The organism is Tengunoibacter tsumagoiensis, from assembly GCF_003967535.1.
GTDB lineage: Bacteria > Chloroflexota > Ktedonobacteria > Ktedonobacterales > Ktedonobacteraceae > Tengunoibacter > Tengunoibacter tsumagoiensis.
This window is the reverse complement of sequence record NZ_BIFR01000002.1, coordinates 981,637-999,616: the sequence shown is the minus strand read 5'-3', so window position 1 is coordinate 999,616 and position 17,980 is coordinate 981,637. Positions and strand designations below refer to the sequence as shown.

Below are 17,980 nucleotides of genomic sequence, written 5' to 3'. Positions count from 1 at the left end.
ATCAAACTAACCTCGTCTTCCCTGTGAGTAGCTCTTGCATCATTCCTTGCTTTACCATGACTGTCTTGTCTCGCCTCTGTTCTAACGCCTCGATCTCGGTATCCATATCGGAAAGGACGGCGGCGATGGCTTGTTGTTCCTCCCTCGAGTGAAGCACAGGCAATACATAATTCCTTATAGACTGCAGTGGTACTCTCTTTTGACCCGCGGTACCAATCATCTCCAATTCTAACTGCTGTCTAAATTCAACAGTTTGGGTTTGATAAAATATATATCGAGAAATTGCATTTCTCTTCGCCCGAAGTATATGAAACTCAGTGCTACCAAATCCAAATCTGGTCTTTAGAGTATCAAGGCACGCGCCTTTTCCATTTTCAAAACATGGAGTTATCTTAGCCACAAGCACATCATTACGCTCAAAAAAAGTAAGCCCTTTCTTGATCAACGACAGGGGCACAACATTTTGATTAAGAATGGTTCCATTTTCTGAAATGTCTTCCATACGAATAAGAGTTACTGAGTCAGTATCACTAATCAAAGTTCTCTTGGGATTTAGGTCAAAAAGATCTCCTAATTTGCCATTTTCATTTCCACTAAACCCCGGCAACCGCATCTTCCCAGTCAGCAGTTGCTGCATCGTCGCCTGCTTGATAGCACGTTTCTTGGAGATCAGCTTGTCGAGCGAGGTGATCAGGGCATCTATGTCGCTGAGGGCGGTGGCGATGGCTTGTTGCTCTTTAATAGATGGAGGAAACACAATAGGAAGTAATTTGACAATCTTGCCTGTATAATCTTGTTGTTTTGTACCTTGGCAATATTGTACTGCTAAAGCTTTTCCTTTATACATATAATAGTGAAAAAGATAAGAAGTATTCAGCTCTTTAGATGGGAAAAGAGCCATACAGTGCTGGTTAGTTGTCGCCTCTTCACCAACAATTCCACATCTTCCTCTTGTTCCCTCTGCTTCCATTCCCGTAATTGCTATTAAAAAAGTTCCTTTAGGAAGCAATTTAAGATTTGTCTTGAAAACAGCTTCAACTGATATCTTCTCAATTGTATCATTAATAACGTTGTAACCCAGCTCTCTACTGGTGATCCAACGTATATCCCCTTTAAAAAATTCGGGATGTGTCCGAGAAGGCGTGGCCCCGCTCGTAAACCCAGTCATAACTTCACCGAAAGTTTTGGCCTCCCAATCTTCCGGAATCATGCCTAAATCTGTTTGTTTATATCCCAGATTTACCATCGTGACTTTTGATGTTGCTACCATACAAGCCCCATACTTTTTAAATGAGCTTCAACCTTATGAGTCAGTTCTTCGGCATCTCTTGAAAGAAGAGGCAACGGAACATCATATCGCTCTGCAAGCTCCTTCACCCGCCCCGCCAACGCCTGCGAAACCCGATTCAGCTCACCCTGCACATCTCCATTCAGAGTCTCCAGCCACTTATCTTCAATCACCAACACCTTCACCTCATCCTCGCTCAGTTGCTCATACTTCTTTACCACCTTTGCATCGAGGGCCTTCTGGGCAGTCTTCACCTTCTTGCTTGCCTCGGCCTCCTGATCCAGCAGCGTCAGATAGGTATCGAGCAGTTCGCGTTCCTGTTCGCTATCGGGCTCGCCGAAAATGGTTTTGATGCGGATCTTGACGCTAGCGCGGGTCAGCTTGCCCTTCTCGTTCACCGCTTCCTCTAAGAGGCCACCCTCACCGGTATGTTCCTCTTCCAGCTCGGTCATCTTGAGCGTGATCGCCTCTTTGTCGGCTTCCAGCTTCTCAATCTGTTGCTGCTCCGTCTGGAAGTAGCGTTGGATGATTAGATTAGCAGGGATCAGATCGCTGCTGGCCTTCCAGCCATCCAGCGCGATCAGGTAGACATCGTCCTGCATCACATCCGACCAGTAGCTCATCAGGTGCTGATAGACATCGTACTTATCGACGAGCTGAGCCTGTCCAAACACCTGCAGGATATCCTCGGAGAGCCGCTCGATCAGCTGTTTCGGATGACTACCAACACCCAGCCCATACAGGCCTGGACTATTATTGGCCTGCCAGCGCTTGAAGAGCTCGGTGATCGCCTGGTTGTACTGCACAAACTCGGGATGGGCAAAGATCGTCGCTTTGATCTCGTCATTGGAAACACGCAACTGGCTATAGCCGGGACGCAGATCAGCGGCAAACAGATGTTGTTTGAGGGATGGGAAGATCTCCCAGTAGCCTGAGAGGGCCTCGATATCGCGATCGGGGATACCACCGAGCAGGTGTGCCTCGATATCGTGCAGATCCTCAGGCTCCGAGCTATCAATATAGCGGGGAATATTCAGATTATAATCATTCTCGATAATCTCATCCAGGCCCACCATACGCGAGTAGCGCGGAAGCTCAAGCTGGCGGTTAAAGACATCGACAATCTTATGAATATCCTGGTGGCGCAAGCGATTCTTATTGCCATCCTTCATAAAGCCCTTGCTGGCATCAATCATAAAGATCCCAGTACGGGCATGGGCGTTCTCTTTATCCAGCACAATAATGCAGGCCGGGATGCCCGTTCCATAGAACAGATTGGCAGGTAGCCCGATAATGCCACGAATATAGCCGCGCTCGATAATATTCTTACGGATCTCCGCCTCCGCGTTGCCACGAAACAGCACACCATGGGGCAGAATCACTGCGCCACGTCCGGTACTTTTGAGCGAATGCAGGATATGCAAGAGGAAAGCATAGTCTCCATTCTTCTGCGGTGGCACGCCCAGTGCGAAGCGTCCATAGGGGTCTGCATACGCGTTAAAACCATTGCTCCAGGCCTTGCTGGAGAAGGGGGGATTGGCAACCGCAAAATCAAACGTCGCCAGTCGTGTATCTTCGGGCTTATTCTCAGAGCCCTGTTTAAAATAGGGGTGCGCCAGCGAATTATCGCGGTGGATAACAGCAGTTGGATGATTATGCAAAAACATATTCATGGTAGCCAGAGCATAGGTTGAGTTATCCATCTCCTGGCCATAGATCGAAATGCCCACCGGCGACTCATCAGCGGCCTTCAACAGTAGTGAGCCGGAGCCGCAGGTTGGATCATAGAGAGTCTGCCTGGCGCTCGTCGCTTTACTGATACCAATCACTTTCGCCATAATGCGCGAGACCTCAGCTGGAGTATAGAACTGCCCCTTACTTTTACCAGACTCAGTCGCAAAGTGGCGCATCAGATACTCATAGGCATCACCCAGCAGGTCATCACCCTCAGCGCGATTCTTGCGGAAGTCGAGCTCTGGTGAATTAAAAATCTTCACCAGATTTGAGAGGCGATCTTGCATCTCCTTGCCCTTGCCCAGCTTATCCTCATCATTAAAGTCTGCCACATCGATCACGCCGCGGAGATTATTGGCCTCAGCGAGTTTCGCGATAATCTTATTAATGCCATCGCCAATATCCTTCTTGCCGTCCAATGCCACCATATCCGCAAAGCTACCACCCTCGGGGATGACCACCTCAGCATGGGGATCACCAGCATACTTATCGGAGACATATTTCATAAACAGAAGGACCAGAATATAGTCTTTATACTGCGAGGCATCCATCCCACCACGAAGCTCGTCGCACAGCTTCCACAACGAACTATAAATTTCACTTTTCTTTACTGCCATGAAAGACGTTTGCCATCAACTTTCTATAAGAGGTACAGTCTGGGAAAGATTTTGAGATACCATCCACACGAACATGACACGAGTCCCGTTGTGGAGCCAATCACTCTGCTTATAAAAAAAGAGAGTGCCACCAGAATAGAAAAAGGAAGAATGATTGCCAGCGTCATTCGAACTGCTAGCGTCACGATGTGTCTTTTATTTTAACTCAAGTGTCTGCTACCTTGCAAGATGGCAGACACGCAATTCCTGGCTTCAGCCGACTAATCTCACCAGAAACACCATACAGAGCAGCCATTAGATGTTGAATTGCTGAGTGGAAGTCAACAGTTCCGCATTGCTGTCAGCCTGGCGATGGGTATTGGTCGATACGCTGGAGGTGAAAGCCACCGCGTAGAGTCTGTCATTATTGATGAAGGCTTTGGAAGCCTGGACACAACTGGCTGCCAAGATATGATCCACGTCCTCCAGGCATTGAAAGACGAGTTAGCATGTGTGATTGTTGTCTCACATCAGGACGAGGTTTTTAATGAGTTTGAAAACAAGTATCAAATGAAGCTTGTCGACGGAAGCACTGAAGTTAGCAGGATTTAATATACGGTACAGTGGTACTTCCAATTCGGCTTTCTTGCACCTTCCCCAGAAGAAGTTCCACTGTTAGGAGGATTCATTTTGGAGTGGATTCTCTTTTAGAAAGATCAGGGGGTTATACTTTCATCATTAAAACACCAGGGCCTGCCACATCTGATAGAATATTTCTGTGAACTGCTTCTAGAGATTCCCTTGGCTCGGTATATGTTGATCATTTGTATGGCCGTAGCAGAAGATTTGTGTGAGACACGACTAGCGGAGCAACCTTACGCTAACCATCAGAGCATCCCAGGTTTATTCCCTACCTCGTGTGAGATTGTCTAAAATAGTTTCATTGAGAAAGGGATCGCTCGTTAATGATTCATTCGATAACACATGTATGCCATATCGCTTGAGCATGCGAAGACTGCGCCTGAAAGCTGGATTGGTATCAAGTCCACCGGAACAACAGGGAACAGCAACAATGGGCGTATGTAATCCTGTATACTCACTGAGGATACCAACCGCAAGTGTATCGCTAATGCCTAGCGCCCATTTATTTATCGTGTTGAAGGTAGCAGGAAGCACAACAATACCGTCAGCACGTGGCAGGAGGTCAGGCTCATCTGGTTGTTTATATTCGCTTCGTACTGGATATCCTGTCACTTTGGAGAGCAGCGGAATATTCAAGAATTTTTTTGCACTTGGAGTAACAATTGCGCACACATTCCAACCCTCTTCTTGTGCCCTGGCTACAAAGGCATAGACGAGCTCCGCCTTTGAGCTTCCACAAGCAACAACGTAAAGAACACCTTTTCCTTGTCTCCAAGTAGTCATGCATATCCTCCTTGAAGAGTTGTTAAAGTATGCGCCATCTGCTCATTGAGAGATTTTACCTGTGGCATACGCTCCCACGGCTTTAATTCTTGCTTTATTTTCACGACTCTTTGAAAAGAGCTTGTTAGACCAGTCACCTGAATACAATCAAGGGCCTGGCCTATACAATCACACGCAGCTTTAATTTCCGCCTGTTGTGTATAGGCAAGACCTAAATCTACAAGGGTAACGGACTGATCCTTCAGCCGTGATGCATTCGGGGTTTCTTTTATACGATTTAGCTGCGTTGTAAGAGCTTTCTGTGCTTCTACTGATTTGTTAAATTGTATGTATCCGATTCCCTCAAATCCAAATAGTTTCGACTCACTTATATGTGCGTGTATGATCGCATCCTCAAAGGAAAGGGGAGCTATACCTCCATTATTTCTCGCCAGAAAAGTCTTGGCATTCTCTATTTCTTGTAGAAAGCTAGTATAGTTGTGTGATCTGGCATGTATTTCACTATGAACTGCACAAATCCAGGTGCGTAGCATATCATGTGAAGATGTACGGGCGGCCAAAATCTTTGCTTGCTCAAGAAACGGTAACCCTTTCAGCGGCTCACCTATATAAATTGAAACAAGCCCACGACCAGTAAAAATGACAGAGCTTAAAGCATCATTCTTCGCTTCTTTCGCTGCCTCTAATGCTTCAGCATAATATCTATCAGTAATCTCATAGCGTCCCTCATTATAAAAGATATTCCCTATAAGATAGCTGGTCTCACTGGCAAGGTTACAGAGTCTCGCATACGTTTTTGGAGGTTGAGAGCGCTCTAGATGCTGAGTTATGAGGCTAAGTGTTCCATACGCGTCCTGTAAAATATCTTTCCATTCCTGGCCTTCGCTACTTGCAAATTGTAACCGTTTCTTTTTGACAACGGCTTCCAGGCTTTCCAGGACCTGCTGATCTAATCCAGATGGATTACGCTTTAAAGCTTTTGAAAGTCTTTCTAAAACCTCTATATCTGTAGTAGTCTGATAGGTATAGAATGCACCACTAGAAAGTGCTGCGATGGTTTTCAGAGCCTCACGACGTGTACTCTCCATATCCAAACCTCCCATATCTTTTACTGCTTCAATTATACCTTGCGAAATTGCCGTAGAGAGGTGGTTTACAGAGATGTAGTTTGTTTTGGCATCATTTGGCAAATCTTCAACAACGACGGCAGTCTTCTCTCCCTCTATCGGAGCAACAAACCCAAGTTCTTCTGCTGTTTGCTCAAATAGCTCACAAAGCTTTGTTTGATAAAATCGCCCAGGGGTGCGCCCTCCCGTTTCCCATCTAGATATTACTTCTGTAGCAGTCCCTATTTTCATTGCGACGACAGCTTGAGACCAACCGCGCACTTCCCTTTGATATCGTAACTTGTCGTTCCCTTTTTTTAATGGCACCATGATCCAGCTCCCCTCAAACATATTGACAAGCATAGAACAATGGATATTTTACGCATATTGTATCATACCTCATTCATTTATCAATAAAATTGCAACATTTGTCATAGTATGGGCAATCTATTCTTCATAATTCTAGGGTATTGTATCAATAGACAGTAATACAAACCAGGTTTTAAAGCGTTTGTTCGTAATGAGTTGGATCTGTTACTTTGAGGGAGCAATGAAAAGCAATATACAGCGGATGAGAGAGAATTTTGAGCGAGAAGCACAAGGGGCAAGCAATGGACTCTATGGTCTCGCTGTCGTCTCTAATCATGAGGCAATCACTGCCCATATGGAGCGCATATATGACCATTTACAGCAATTGCACCTGGCAGGAAAGCAGGAAGAGGTTCGAGCCATCCTTATCGATGATGACGTATGGAACATGAAAGGAGAGCTGTTTGATGGACCTGACACAGAAGGCGGTCATCATTAAACCCTGGAACTCCGTCTGCGCGATCATTGAACTCCAGCTCCGCTTAGAACACTTCTCTGTCAAAAGTTTTGAGGATCATGTGATCGCTTTCAGTGAACTTCCACAGCTCACCATCAAACCGGACCTCATGGTAATTGACCTGGATAGCAAGAATCTGCCGAGCATAGTCACAGGACTTCACTCCTGTTGTCCGTCTGCCCGGTTGATCGTCCTGGTGGATGCCAAAGAGACGAAGGTCGCTGAAGAACTACGCCATCAACACAACGCACATATCTTGTTCAAGCCGTTTACGGTGAAAGCATTGCTCGAGCTTATAAGAGGAGAAATAAGTGTTAACGAGACTGAAACGAATCCTAGATAAACAGAAAAAACGAGGCGGGGAAGCGTTTTTAAAACCGACTACAGAGCTGACATCAGAAGAGGGAGAAGACTTCAGTGAACAAAGAATCACGATCCCCCCTCTCAAACCAGAAGAGCAATTACAGGTCTATCGATGGCTCCTCCAACATGGCGTCACCTGTTTCAAGGATGCGTCTGACCGACTGAGTTTGCTCTTCCCCGATGGAACCAGGAAGCACCATGAACCCATTCATGGATCGTTACACCGGTTTACCCTTCACCTTCCAGGTGGAGGAGAGATGCGCTTTGTTGAAGGACCAGGAGAGACAACCGTCTCCAATCCAGAGTTTTCATCCAGAAGAGGTTGAAGCGTCATAGTCGAGCCTCTTTTTCAAGAGGCTCTAGACACAACCACAGGGATCAGAGTGGGCTTGCTTATCCATCCTTCCTGATAGGAGCTTGTGTGGCGGTTCCTGGAGCTCTGATGCTGAACGGTTCATAGATTGTAGAGAGACTATCAAGACTCGTCCAGAAGATGAACTCGTTCCAAGACCTCCTCTATTTTCTATCTCGCCTATGGCCCAAGCCAGGGAGAGGGTCACAGAAGGAAATAATCCTCTGAAAGAGAGAAACGGAGAACGAGACTTCAACTCCCTGACTTCATCAAGAAAAAAAAAAACGAGAGAATGATCTAATCAATGCTCAATGGGTAAAATTGCACATATGGTAAGATAAAGGAGGCGTTGTTCATGTCAACTTTCTGGGGCGAAGGCGGCCAATACGGGCCTTATACCCTGCAAAAAGATGGCTGGCCCAACGCTGGTCAAGTCATGCGGGATTTTCGACAACAGATGGGGATAAGTGCTGAAGAAGCAGCCAGATTGTATAGCACTGCCCTTGAAATACAGGGAGATGATGAGAAAGGCAAGAAGTCAAAAGGCATTACGGCTTCCTGGATATTCAGTATGGAAAATGAAAATCGCGTGCCAACCCATATTCACCGTCGTCGGATACTTGCTGATATCCTCCAGATTCCATATGCGCTATTCGGTCTTTTACCTCTGAGCCAGGTTGCATTCAAGGTTCCTCATGAACCATCTTTGAAGCGTTCTCCGCTGATTGAACGTGTGTTAGAAGATCCCCAACGGTACGACAAGGAGCTTGATCTCTTCTGGAAACTCCATTATACGAACACTGCTGGAACACTCCTCTGTGATATAGATCGAGCTATCCTGACGCTCGAACCGGCGAGAAAAGCCAGTAAAGGGAGCTTACAGCAACACATCCAATCCCTTCTCAATGGGTATTATCAGCTTGGAGCCGAGGTCACGCGATCACAAGGCAAATTCCAACAGTCTCTGGCCTACGCGAACAATGCTGTCCATATCGTACACGCCACGCAAGGAACAACAGAGGTTGCTCAGGCTTTCTATACCCGAGGATACACGCATCTAGTGAGTGGCTTATTTGGAGAAAAAAATCAGACAGGGTCATTTCAGATTAATCCACAAAGGATAGGGCTTGCTATCAGCGATTTTGAGCAAGCCCTTCCATCTGCCCCTTCCTCCCTGAAAGGTCGGCTCTTGATGGAGCTCAGTCGTTCCTATGTCCATCTCAAGAGAAGTTCCTCTGATCTCGCTATTGCGCTTGACCTTGCAAAAAGAGCAAAGGAAACTATTGGATCAGATCATATCATAAGCCACCATACTCCGATTCATAGTCTGAATGAAGGTATGTTTCTTCTTGGACATGCTATCACACTGACCGGTGTTGGACGTCCTGAGAAAGCGCTTGAGGAATTGGATCAGCTTTCCTCATTAAAAGGAATCCGAGGAATTGCACGAAACCAGTTGAGAAGGCAGGCCTGGATCGATATTGTGTCGGCTCACGCAGCGATGAGTGCAAAGAATTATTATGACGTGATTATGAAACTCCTCAATGCTTTCGAAATTTGTCGTGAGTTGAATCTGACCGTGAATATCAATATTATTCATAGCATCTACTGCCAACTCCTTTTGACTTCGTACAAGAAAGACCCAGATGTACTTTACTTAAAAACTATGCTTCGTTCGTATTATCAGGCCCGTAAGGAGGTGCTGACGTGACACTCTCATTCCACATCTGTACACATGCTGATATTCCAGCAGCCAGCACGGTCTTTACTCACGCCTATCATTTTGCAACGGACCAGGAAAAGATGCTTCAATTCTTCTGAGTCTGCGCAAGATTTTTATTACCGTCGTTTCCATTTGAGAAGACCGAGTTTATGCCCAATTCGAGTACGTCCCCTTTCAAACATCATATAACGAAGTGTCGAACAGTAGCTTTTATCTTCTAGAGCAAAGACGCTTTTACCCCATAGTGATAAGCTTCACTTCACGTTGTGATTTACTCTGCACATTCAACTTTTTAGTGCAATGAACACTTTAGAGGAGAAATGGATCACATTGTATGCTACTCTTTTCATAGACGATCTCTGCCAGCAGCAACCGATATCGCCTTGAATAAGATGTTGTTGCCTGTTCTTTGTCGGCACTTGTTTTCATCGAAAGGAGAGCTCTTTAATTATGAATGCAGTGAACATTTTTACTGGACATACTTCCCAAGATTCGCGCCCATCTCGTTTCCAGCTTGCGCTGGTGTCTCATTCCCTTGTTTCGTTGAGCTATGGAGATACCTGTAAGGAAACGTGCAGTGTCCCTACAACATGTAAAAATACGTGTAAATTAGAATGTCATTCTGGCGCACCCTTCTCAAGCTTGCAGGAAGAGATCCCCCCAAGTCTGATCTCTAGATAAGTTTCTAGAAGCAGTTTCTCTGATCCACCCTTTTTTCTCAAAAATGAGGGCTTGAACACTTCGTTCTTTTTAGACACACTGAACACAAGGGAGGAGACGGTGATCAACGTCCTCCCTCACGCTGGCTGATGCGCAGAGGTCGTATAATAATCCCGAGAAAAAGGAGAAGGGCCATGCCTTTAACTCTTTGTCTGATTGGTAAATTTTTCCCTATTCAGGGAGGCGTAAGTAAGGATAATCAGTGGTTAGCCTATATCCTGGCGAAGGCTGGCATTCACGTTCATGTGGTGACGAATGCGGAAGAAGTTGAACCACACTATCGATGTTTGGAATGGACAGCATTTCCACCTTTGCCTGCGGATTGTCAGGGATCAATAACGATTCATACGACCCAAAAAGAAGAACGTCGCCATTATATCCCCTATGCAAATCCTTTCGTCACAAAACTTGCAGCGATGGCAACGGAGGTTATTCGCACACATCAGTGCCAATTGATTTATAGTTATTACCTGGAGCCTTATGCCGTCGCTGCATCCCTGGCTTCATCCTGGACAGGGGTTCCGTTTGGAATCCGTCATGCTGGCAGTGATATAGGGTCACTCTTTCAGTCTGCGGAGTTGCAAACAGCTTATCGCGAAGTTCTTCTGTCCGCAGACTATATTGTGGCCACACCTGCTACCTATAGAGGCTTCTTACATCTAGGAATTTCCCAGGAGAAACTTACGTTCCCAGCAGGTTCTTATCTTCCTCCACATATGTTCACACCAGATACCCCACCTCTTGATGTCAATGCAGTACTTGCGTGGATGCATGATCATCTCCCAGCTGATCCTTATTATGAGGTCTTTCGCCGTTTTGCACAGAAAACCTTCCAGCCTCAGGTGCCAACCATAGGTATATATGGCAAAATTGGTGAGGTGAAAGGGAGCTTTGATCTGGTAAAAGCACTCGCTTGTCTTCAACGACAAGGGATTGCCTTTCAATTTCTCACATTGGCTCAAGGAAGCGCTTCCGCGCTCAAAAGGTTTGCCGAAACCATTGAGGAAGTGGGAATAGCCACTCACACGTGGCTCCTTCCCTTTCTTCCCCATTGGACTGTTCCCCAATTTATTCGTGCCTGTACCGCCGTCTGCTTCCTGGAACGGGATTTTCCTATCCCTATTCACACGCCACTCATCCCTCAGGAGATCTTTGCCTGTGGCACCTGTCAGGTTCTCTCTCATGAAATAGCTGAAAAGCAACCATACTATCATCATCTGCACCATGGAGCCAATGTCTTTCTCGTCGATCCCCATCATCAGGATGAACTGGCGGCAACATTACGCACCATCATTCAACATCCTCATTCCAGCCAGCAGATTGGGCTACAGGGCTTTCAAGATGTTGGAAGGACACACCAGCAGATGACAATGGCAGCTGAACAAGGTTGGCAGCGATTCTTTCCGCAGATCTATGAAGATATTCAGCAAAGGAGAATGCGTATGAGTCTGGCTGAAATGCAATCCCATCTCGCTCATCTTTATACGAATGATGCCTTTCGTCACCTTTTCGCCATCGCCCCAGATGTTTCGTTTGCCCACTATCTTTTAACAGAGCAAGAGAAACAAGCACTTCGGGCCATTGATCGACGCCTTTTAGACTATTTTGCAACATCGCTGAAAATGAAGCAACAGGGCTATTTTCGTTCCATCTATCCCGCAACGTTTCTGCTGGAAGAAACACTCATCCAACGCTTGTTCAATCGTTTTTACCAGTACTACCCTGCACATCCTCAGGAAGACTTCTTTCCTCGCATGCTTGCATTTGGCACTTTCATGGAACAATCCCTGGCTCTTGACGAAAGTGCTCCTCCCTATGCCAGTGAGATTGCAAAATATGAACGATTGCATTATCGTTACACCTATCAGACGACATCAGATGATGCATTTACTTCAATTAACCTAAATCCTTCATTTGCTACTGTTCCGATACAGTTGAACTCCATTCCAACGCTTTTATCTGGTGTCTTTCAAGAAACATTTGTCTATCCTATCATCTCTCTAATGGATGCGTTGAAAAATCAGCAAGCGCTCGAAGAAATAGCGATCCAGTCAGGGCACTATGACCTTGTGTTTCAAAGAGAACCTCATTCGCTCACATTAAAAGTCTTTACATTCAATAGAGAGACCTCCTTTCTCCTGAATCTGTGTCAGGAACATCATCCAGTTGCGGCCATCATTGAGAAAACTGAACAGTATCTCCAGGCCACTGACCTGACTGACGACATTTTGGAGATCCTCTTCACGTTACAAGAACAACACATCATAGGAGTGTCGAATGATTCACCATCAGAAGCATAAAGTCACATCACCCTTCCAATTTCAACAGGTGAGAAGTACCTCGCGCACACTGCTCTTTGCTGATTCTGGCTGTCAGCGTTGTCAACATTGTTTCTTTCGCACGAGAAAAACAGCGTTCTCACAGATACCTATGGTCGCATCTCAGCGTCAATCAATCCAGATGGAACAGAAAGAAAGGAGCTCCCCATGTCAGGAGGAAAGAATCTGACGGCCTCTCTGCCTACGCTCGGGGTTGGTCTAGGATATCGTTCTGAACTAAGAGCGGGAATCTTTGCCCATCGCGATCAGATTGATTTTCTGGAGATCATTACAGATAATTATCTTTCCACCCCAGAAGCTATCATAGCTTTAGAAGAGCTTTGCGCCTCTTTTCCTGTCATCCCCCATGGGGTCGATCTCTCCATTGGTTCATGTATGCCATTAGAACCATCTTATCTGCGAGGGATCAAGCGCATCTCGGATCTGACGAAGTCTCCCTATTATAGCGAGCATCTCTGTCTCACACGTGTGCCAGGCAAGGATATTGGGCACCTTGCTCCACTGTGGTTTACTGAAGAACTGCTTGAACACCTGATAAGTCGGGTGCTTACGCTTCAAGATGCACTTGAAAAGCCACTTATTCTGGAAAATGTAACCTACATGCTCGAGATTCCGCACAGCTCTCTTGACCAGGCGACTTTTTTTCAAGAGATTGTCAGTGCAACTGGTTGTGGCGTCTTACTGGATGTGACCAATGCGTTTATTAATGCAGCCAATCACCATTTTGATGCTGAGCACTTTTTGCGTCAAATGCCTCTCTCCCACCTGGTCCAGGTTCATCTAGCAGGCGGTTACTGGCGAGGTGATTGGCTGGTTGATGGGCACAGTGAACTTGTCTCACCAGAGATATTCTCTCTGTTTCAAACGCTTGCTTCGCTATGCCCCATCAAAAATGTCATCTTTGAACATGATGCCCACTTTCCATCGATGGACGATCTTTTGCACCAAATGGCATATGCACGAAGGATACTGCAATCCAGCCAAAGATTGAGACCTGAAGGCATTGGATTCAAAGAGGCATAATACTCCCTGTCCACCTGGAATTTCTTCACACCTACACGTGGAGAAAGCAGATTCGATAAGAGACACTGATTGTAGATATTGATACAGAGAGGAACAACTATTGGAAAACACAAAAGCTCTTTTTCAACGGTCTTCTCACATATGTTGGATTGAAAGTGCAAATCAGGCTCGACCGCACCATACACAAAGTGAAGATTTCATCCTCAGTGACACCACGATGGGTCTGTTCGGCGTCTTTGATTCTGTAGGAGGACGAGATCATGGTCGATTCGTCTCCCATCTGGCTGGAAAAACGATTGCAGCGGCGTGGCGTGCCCTTTCTTCTGAGCAACGCGAAGCGCTTCCATGTATTGAAGAAGAGCTTCAGACCATGATACACACTGCGGACAAAGCCATTGCCTCACTCGAAATCCCGCCAGAAGAGAAACGACCTGCCACCACCGCAGCACTGGTTGTTCTTTCGCTCCAACAGGATCAAGTGTATGCAACCACAGCACATATAGGAGATAGCCGCATCTATCTCCTACGGTCTGAAGCACTCCAGCGCCTGACAGAAGATAATGGCTATTTCCCTTTCGCGGTTCGTCGAGGAATCATTACAAAGGAGGCAAGCCGACAGATTGAGCAAGCGGAAAGGGCCAGTGATCTCTCACCTGAGGAGCAGGCCCACTTTGCGCGAAGACATCAAATTACCTGTGCGGTCGGCTGGTCTGACTTCCCTCGCATTCAGACGCGCTCATTGGCACTTGTTCCTGGAGATACTCTTGTGGTATGTACGGATGGCGTTCATGATAATCTGACGGATCACGAAATCGCAACAGTGCTGCACCAATCAGACGAAAACAAAGCTCAAAGGCTCGTAAGCGCTGCGTACCAGAGATCGCAGCAAATGCATTTTCGAGCCAAGCCGGATGATATCACGGCGATAGTCGTCTCCTATTCTTGAGAGAAGAACGCATCAGCGTTTCACACTCCTCAGAAACAACCGCTTTGCAGAGAGAGGCAGAGCAATGGGAGCCACAATTCAACCGCAGGCTCGCCTCCTTGCCTCATCTCTCAGACACCAGTTCTCTCACAGCGTACACCCACCTGGTCATCAGTTGATTGCTATCTCAACCTCAGTCTATATAGTTGTTTATTCGTTTCCCTATTTCGTATATAACCACTCACTATTTATTAAGTCGCCGAGCTCTATTCACCTTCCTTCGACGCGCCCCATCTTCGATCATCACATATACTTTCCCATAATTGTCACAAAGCGCGTTACTATCCCGAACATTGAATAGGATGCGCATCTGTTAAGGAATGCTTTCTTATTCCTGCTCACTCATATGCCTTCAAGCTTCCTCACTCTTACGTATTTTGGATACTTAACTTACTTCCTTAGGATAATACTAACTACCCAATGAAAGTTGAGAAACAATGGCCTTTCTTCAAACGTTTATCAAGCAAACAGTTTTTGTCGATTAGACAGTCAATAGTACAGGAATAAAAGCGCAACTCACGAACGTATCAGCATTCACCACTGAGGTATTATACAATGGGTGACCAAAATCTCTTAGAGACTAATAGCAGAAATACAATTGATATCGTTATTGGTCTCTGGCTTGATACAAAAACACATCTTTCAGGAAGTAAAAAAACGTATCAAGCCTACAAAGATACCTTAACATCTTTCAGAGAATTTCTCTGGCAAGGTGGACGCGACCTCAATCCTCAGTCAAATACAAATGGTGATGAATCAGCCCAAGCTTATCAACATGCAATCATGGAAATTACATTAGCTGCCCAGATCTTTGCGGGAATATCTGCCAGAAATCGCGCAATCTCGGAGACTACATATAATCAACGACTAGCTATTATCAGCAGCTTTTACAATTTTGCTAACAAGCGCCACTTTTTTACATGTGGTAATCCTATTAACTCTGTCGAACGTGCAAAAGTTCAACCATATAAAAATGTGCAGCCACTAGAACCCTTAGAAGTAGCCAGGCTCATAAAAGCCATTGATCGCACAACTGGTAAAGGAGCGCGAGACTATGCAATGATAGCTATTTTTTTTCAAACTGGTAGACGTCTCTCCGAAGTTATTGCGTTGCGCTGGCATAATATCAATCTGCAGGGGAAGGATAGGAAGATAACAATCACCTTTGAAAAATGTAAAGGTGGAAAAACAATGCGTGATACTATTCCAACCACTGTTTCCCAGGCACTACTTGAGTGGATGGGCGTGGCTTATGGAAAACTAGAAAATATACCTGCCGATGCTCCTCTTTGGATTAGCTTCACTCGTCAATCCGCAAAAACAGAGTATAACAGTAAAGATGTGCTGGCGCCACTTACTATTCGATCAGTAGCCAATATATTCAAGCAGCGTCTGGGAGTTTCCAAAGTCCATATAGCACGGCATACATATGCACGTACAATGGAAGACGCAGGAGCTAAAGTCAGTGAAATCCAGGCGCGATTAGGACATGAGTCGTTGGCAACAACAGGCCGATATTTAGCTGCCCTTACGCAAGCAGATAATAAGTATTCAGATACGCTTGCTTCTTTATTTGGTTTAGAATAAAGCTCTGTAAGAATTATTTGCGTGATTAATCACAACAAATTTTTGAAAATTATAAAATGTCATATTCACATTTAAGTATGTAAAGAGGGCCAAATTTGTAATATATATTGAGTTAACCATTCAGAACGCATCCGAATCGCGTTTTCGTCCCAGCGCACAATATTATTTGTAAAGTAAGTATTCATGCGAAACCCCTGCTTCAATAAAATTTCTCTTTTTACAACAAAACCTGCATTTGAAAGTTGTATGTTCTTCCCTTGAGAAACTAGAGCTAAATTACCAAGCGTATGGAGGAATGTCTTATGTACCTGGTCCCAACTTGATCCCAAATCAATCTTCCACAGATCAGTTAACGTTTGGGGCATAATATGCTCAATCGTAGTAGGACTTTTTAGTTCAAGTGAAGCAACATCCGTGTTGGACCAGAGGTGCTTCTCAATACTCATTAAAACAAAAGTTAATTTAGCTCGATAAAGCACACTTTTACCATTGTAAATGGTAGTCTTTTGTACAGCTTCACGTATCTGGTAGTCCAAAGGGTAATATCTGCTTGATAATACCTGGCGGCAAGCATCGACGAAACTTGAAGAGATTCTTATCTTCTCAATTTCAGACCAGGCTAGTGGAAACCATTTATTTATATTACCCACACTTTCACCACATAAATAACGTCTTACCATAAGATTCTCTAGCATGGCTAATAACTGAGAAAAATCTTGTGAGCCAATTTCTCCTAAATGGAATGCATCATACGCTTTTAATAAAAAAGGATATGTTACTGTAGCTTCAAACTGGGAAAGCCAGAGTAGCGCTTGGCGTACTAATGTATCTGGCTCATGCTGTGGATCTAAAAGGGATCGATAATATTCAGCGAAGCGCCTTAACCTTCCAATTTCTTGTGTGAATTTGATAGCATCTGGATGCTCCTGTTCTATATAATCGCGAAAGCGAGCATAGACACGATCTTCTGGATAAAGCGTGCAACGACACATTGCTAAATAATGTCGAAGGAATGCACTTAACTCGCCTGATTTACCAACTTTATTTCTTTCATTTAAAGCCTCTTCAATTTTGATCCAGTCTCTCTCAAACACCTCTTCTTGCACATCTGCTGGAAGCATCATTGCTATATAATTACGGACAGCATCTAGTTGAGAAAATACCTTTCCCTTACCATCTAAACTTTCGTATATCTTATAAGGGCTTTCATCCTCTAGATCGACCAAGGCAACCTGGAAGCCCCGAACAAGTACTGTATACAAATGTTCGATAGGAACATTTTCTTTTGAAATATACCTACTTACTTCTTTATGTAAATATTTATATGCTTTGTAAATACGCGATGATTTAGATACAACAGTATTTCCATTGATTATAGATGTATATGTATTCAAATCATTGTAGCGGGTATTTGGTAACACTTTGAAATGAGCATTGTTCTTTTCCAGAGGATTGACAAGTAACGCATCTATTTTTCTAGAAAGATCGATATCTTTTTTTCTTTTCTTTGTAAGATCACGCAAAACACAAAGAAGAAGTGAGACAGTAATCATTCGTTGCTGGCCATCTACAATTTTATAAGCTGGAATTGTTCTACTTTTCATGCTATCATAAGACATTACAAGCATCCCTAAAAAATGAATTGGTATTTTTTCATCATCATATCCAAACGAAGCATAATCTTTATAAATAAAAAAAAGATCACGTAATAATTCTTTCCATTGCTCTTGATCCCATACATATTCTCTCTGAAAGTGAGGAAGGATAAAATGAGTATTACCTCCATTTTGAAAAACATCGGAAATCGTCCGAATATCACTTTTCATTTTAAGTACCTCACTGAAGAAAAAAATACTTCAAGCTAAAATCTAAAAATTTCTCCTTGAAGATAGATGCTCCTACATCTACAGAAA

Annotated in this window: 14 protein-coding genes; 9 read left to right on the top strand and 5 right to left on the bottom strand. The window is 44.7% G+C overall.

Annotated elements, in window-relative coordinates:
• Position 1: 1 nt before the first annotated feature.
• Positions 2-1,270: a restriction endonuclease subunit S gene (locus EL628_RS24395; RefSeq protein ID WP_126582613.1), complete on the bottom strand. Its 1,269-nt coding sequence runs from the start codon at positions 1,268-1,270 to the stop codon at positions 2-4.
• Positions 1,264-3,639, bottom strand: a complete 2,376-nt coding sequence (locus EL628_RS24390; RefSeq protein ID WP_126582612.1) for a type I restriction-modification system subunit M — start codon at positions 3,637-3,639, stop codon at positions 1,264-1,266. Before EL628_RS24390 ends, EL628_RS24395 begins: the two co-directional genes overlap by 7 nt.
• 306 nt (positions 3,640-3,945) lie before the next feature.
• On the opposite strand from EL628_RS24390, the gene EL628_RS24385 reads away from it, so the two are divergent.
• Positions 3,946-4,230 carry an SbcC/MukB-like Walker B domain-containing protein gene (locus tag EL628_RS24385; RefSeq protein ID WP_126582611.1) on the top strand — a complete coding sequence of 95 codons (285 nt, stop codon included), beginning with the start codon at positions 3,946-3,948 and terminating at the stop codon, positions 4,228-4,230.
• A 291-nt stretch (positions 4,231-4,521) separates the two neighbouring features.
• Here the strand turns inward: EL628_RS24385 and EL628_RS24380 are convergent, their stop codons facing one another.
• Both EL628_RS24380 and EL628_RS24375 read right to left on the bottom strand, forming a co-directional pair.
• Positions 4,522-5,043, bottom strand: a complete 522-nt coding sequence (locus tag EL628_RS24380) for a flavoprotein (protein WP_126582610.1) — start codon at positions 5,041-5,043, stop codon at positions 4,522-4,524.
• On the bottom strand, positions 5,040-6,479 hold the full coding sequence (locus EL628_RS24375) for a helix-turn-helix domain-containing protein (RefSeq protein ID WP_126582609.1): 1,440 nt from the start codon (positions 6,477-6,479) through the stop codon (positions 5,040-5,042). Before EL628_RS24375 ends, EL628_RS24380 begins: the two co-directional genes overlap by 4 nt.
• A 220-nt stretch (positions 6,480-6,699) precedes the next feature.
• On the opposite strand from EL628_RS24375, the gene EL628_RS24370 reads away from it, so the two are divergent.
• From EL628_RS24370 to EL628_RS24335, 8 genes are all read left to right on the top strand, one after another.
• Positions 6,700-6,957 carry a hypothetical protein gene (locus EL628_RS24370; protein ID WP_126582608.1) on the top strand — a complete coding sequence of 86 codons (258 nt, stop codon included), beginning with the start codon at positions 6,700-6,702 and terminating at the stop codon, positions 6,955-6,957.
• Complete coding sequence (locus EL628_RS24365; RefSeq protein WP_126582607.1) at positions 6,926-7,318, top strand: response regulator; 393 nt, start codon at positions 6,926-6,928, stop codon at positions 7,316-7,318. Before EL628_RS24370 ends, EL628_RS24365 begins: the two co-directional genes overlap by 32 nt.
• Positions 7,287-7,664: a hypothetical protein gene (locus tag EL628_RS24360; RefSeq protein ID WP_126582606.1), complete on the top strand. Its 378-nt coding sequence runs from the start codon at positions 7,287-7,289 to the stop codon at positions 7,662-7,664. The genes EL628_RS24365 and EL628_RS24360 overlap by 32 nt, the downstream gene beginning before the upstream one ends.
• Positions 7,665-8,045: 381 nt before the next feature.
• Positions 8,046-9,401 carry a hypothetical protein gene (locus EL628_RS24355; protein WP_126582605.1) on the top strand — a complete coding sequence of 452 codons (1,356 nt, stop codon included), beginning with the start codon at positions 8,046-8,048 and terminating at the stop codon, positions 9,399-9,401.
• A gap of 866 nt (positions 9,402-10,267) precedes the next feature.
• Positions 10,268-12,433, top strand: a complete 2,166-nt coding sequence (locus EL628_RS24350) for a glycosyltransferase (RefSeq protein ID WP_161975739.1) — start codon at positions 10,268-10,270, stop codon at positions 12,431-12,433.
• A 186-nt stretch (positions 12,434-12,619) separates the two neighbouring features.
• A complete protein-coding gene (locus EL628_RS24345; RefSeq protein ID WP_126582603.1) occupies positions 12,620-13,495 on the top strand; it encodes an MbnB/TglH/ChrH family RiPP precursor modification enzyme in 876 nt (291 codons plus the stop codon).
• Positions 13,496-13,595: 100 nt separating this feature from the next.
• Complete coding sequence (locus tag EL628_RS24340) at positions 13,596-14,441, top strand: PP2C family protein-serine/threonine phosphatase (RefSeq protein ID WP_245994411.1); 846 nt, start codon at positions 13,596-13,598, stop codon at positions 14,439-14,441.
• Positions 14,442-15,035: 594 nt separating this feature from the next.
• A complete protein-coding gene (locus tag EL628_RS24335; RefSeq protein WP_126582602.1) occupies positions 15,036-16,067 on the top strand; it encodes a tyrosine-type recombinase/integrase in 1,032 nt (343 codons plus the stop codon).
• Between the two features lie 71 nt (positions 16,068-16,138).
• Here EL628_RS24335 and EL628_RS24330 read toward each other — a convergent pair whose 3' ends face one another.
• Entirely contained in the window at positions 16,139-17,893 is a 1,755-nt protein-coding gene (locus tag EL628_RS24330) for a DUF262 domain-containing protein (protein ID WP_126582601.1), read from the bottom strand.
• Positions 17,894-17,980: the final 87 nt, after the last annotated feature.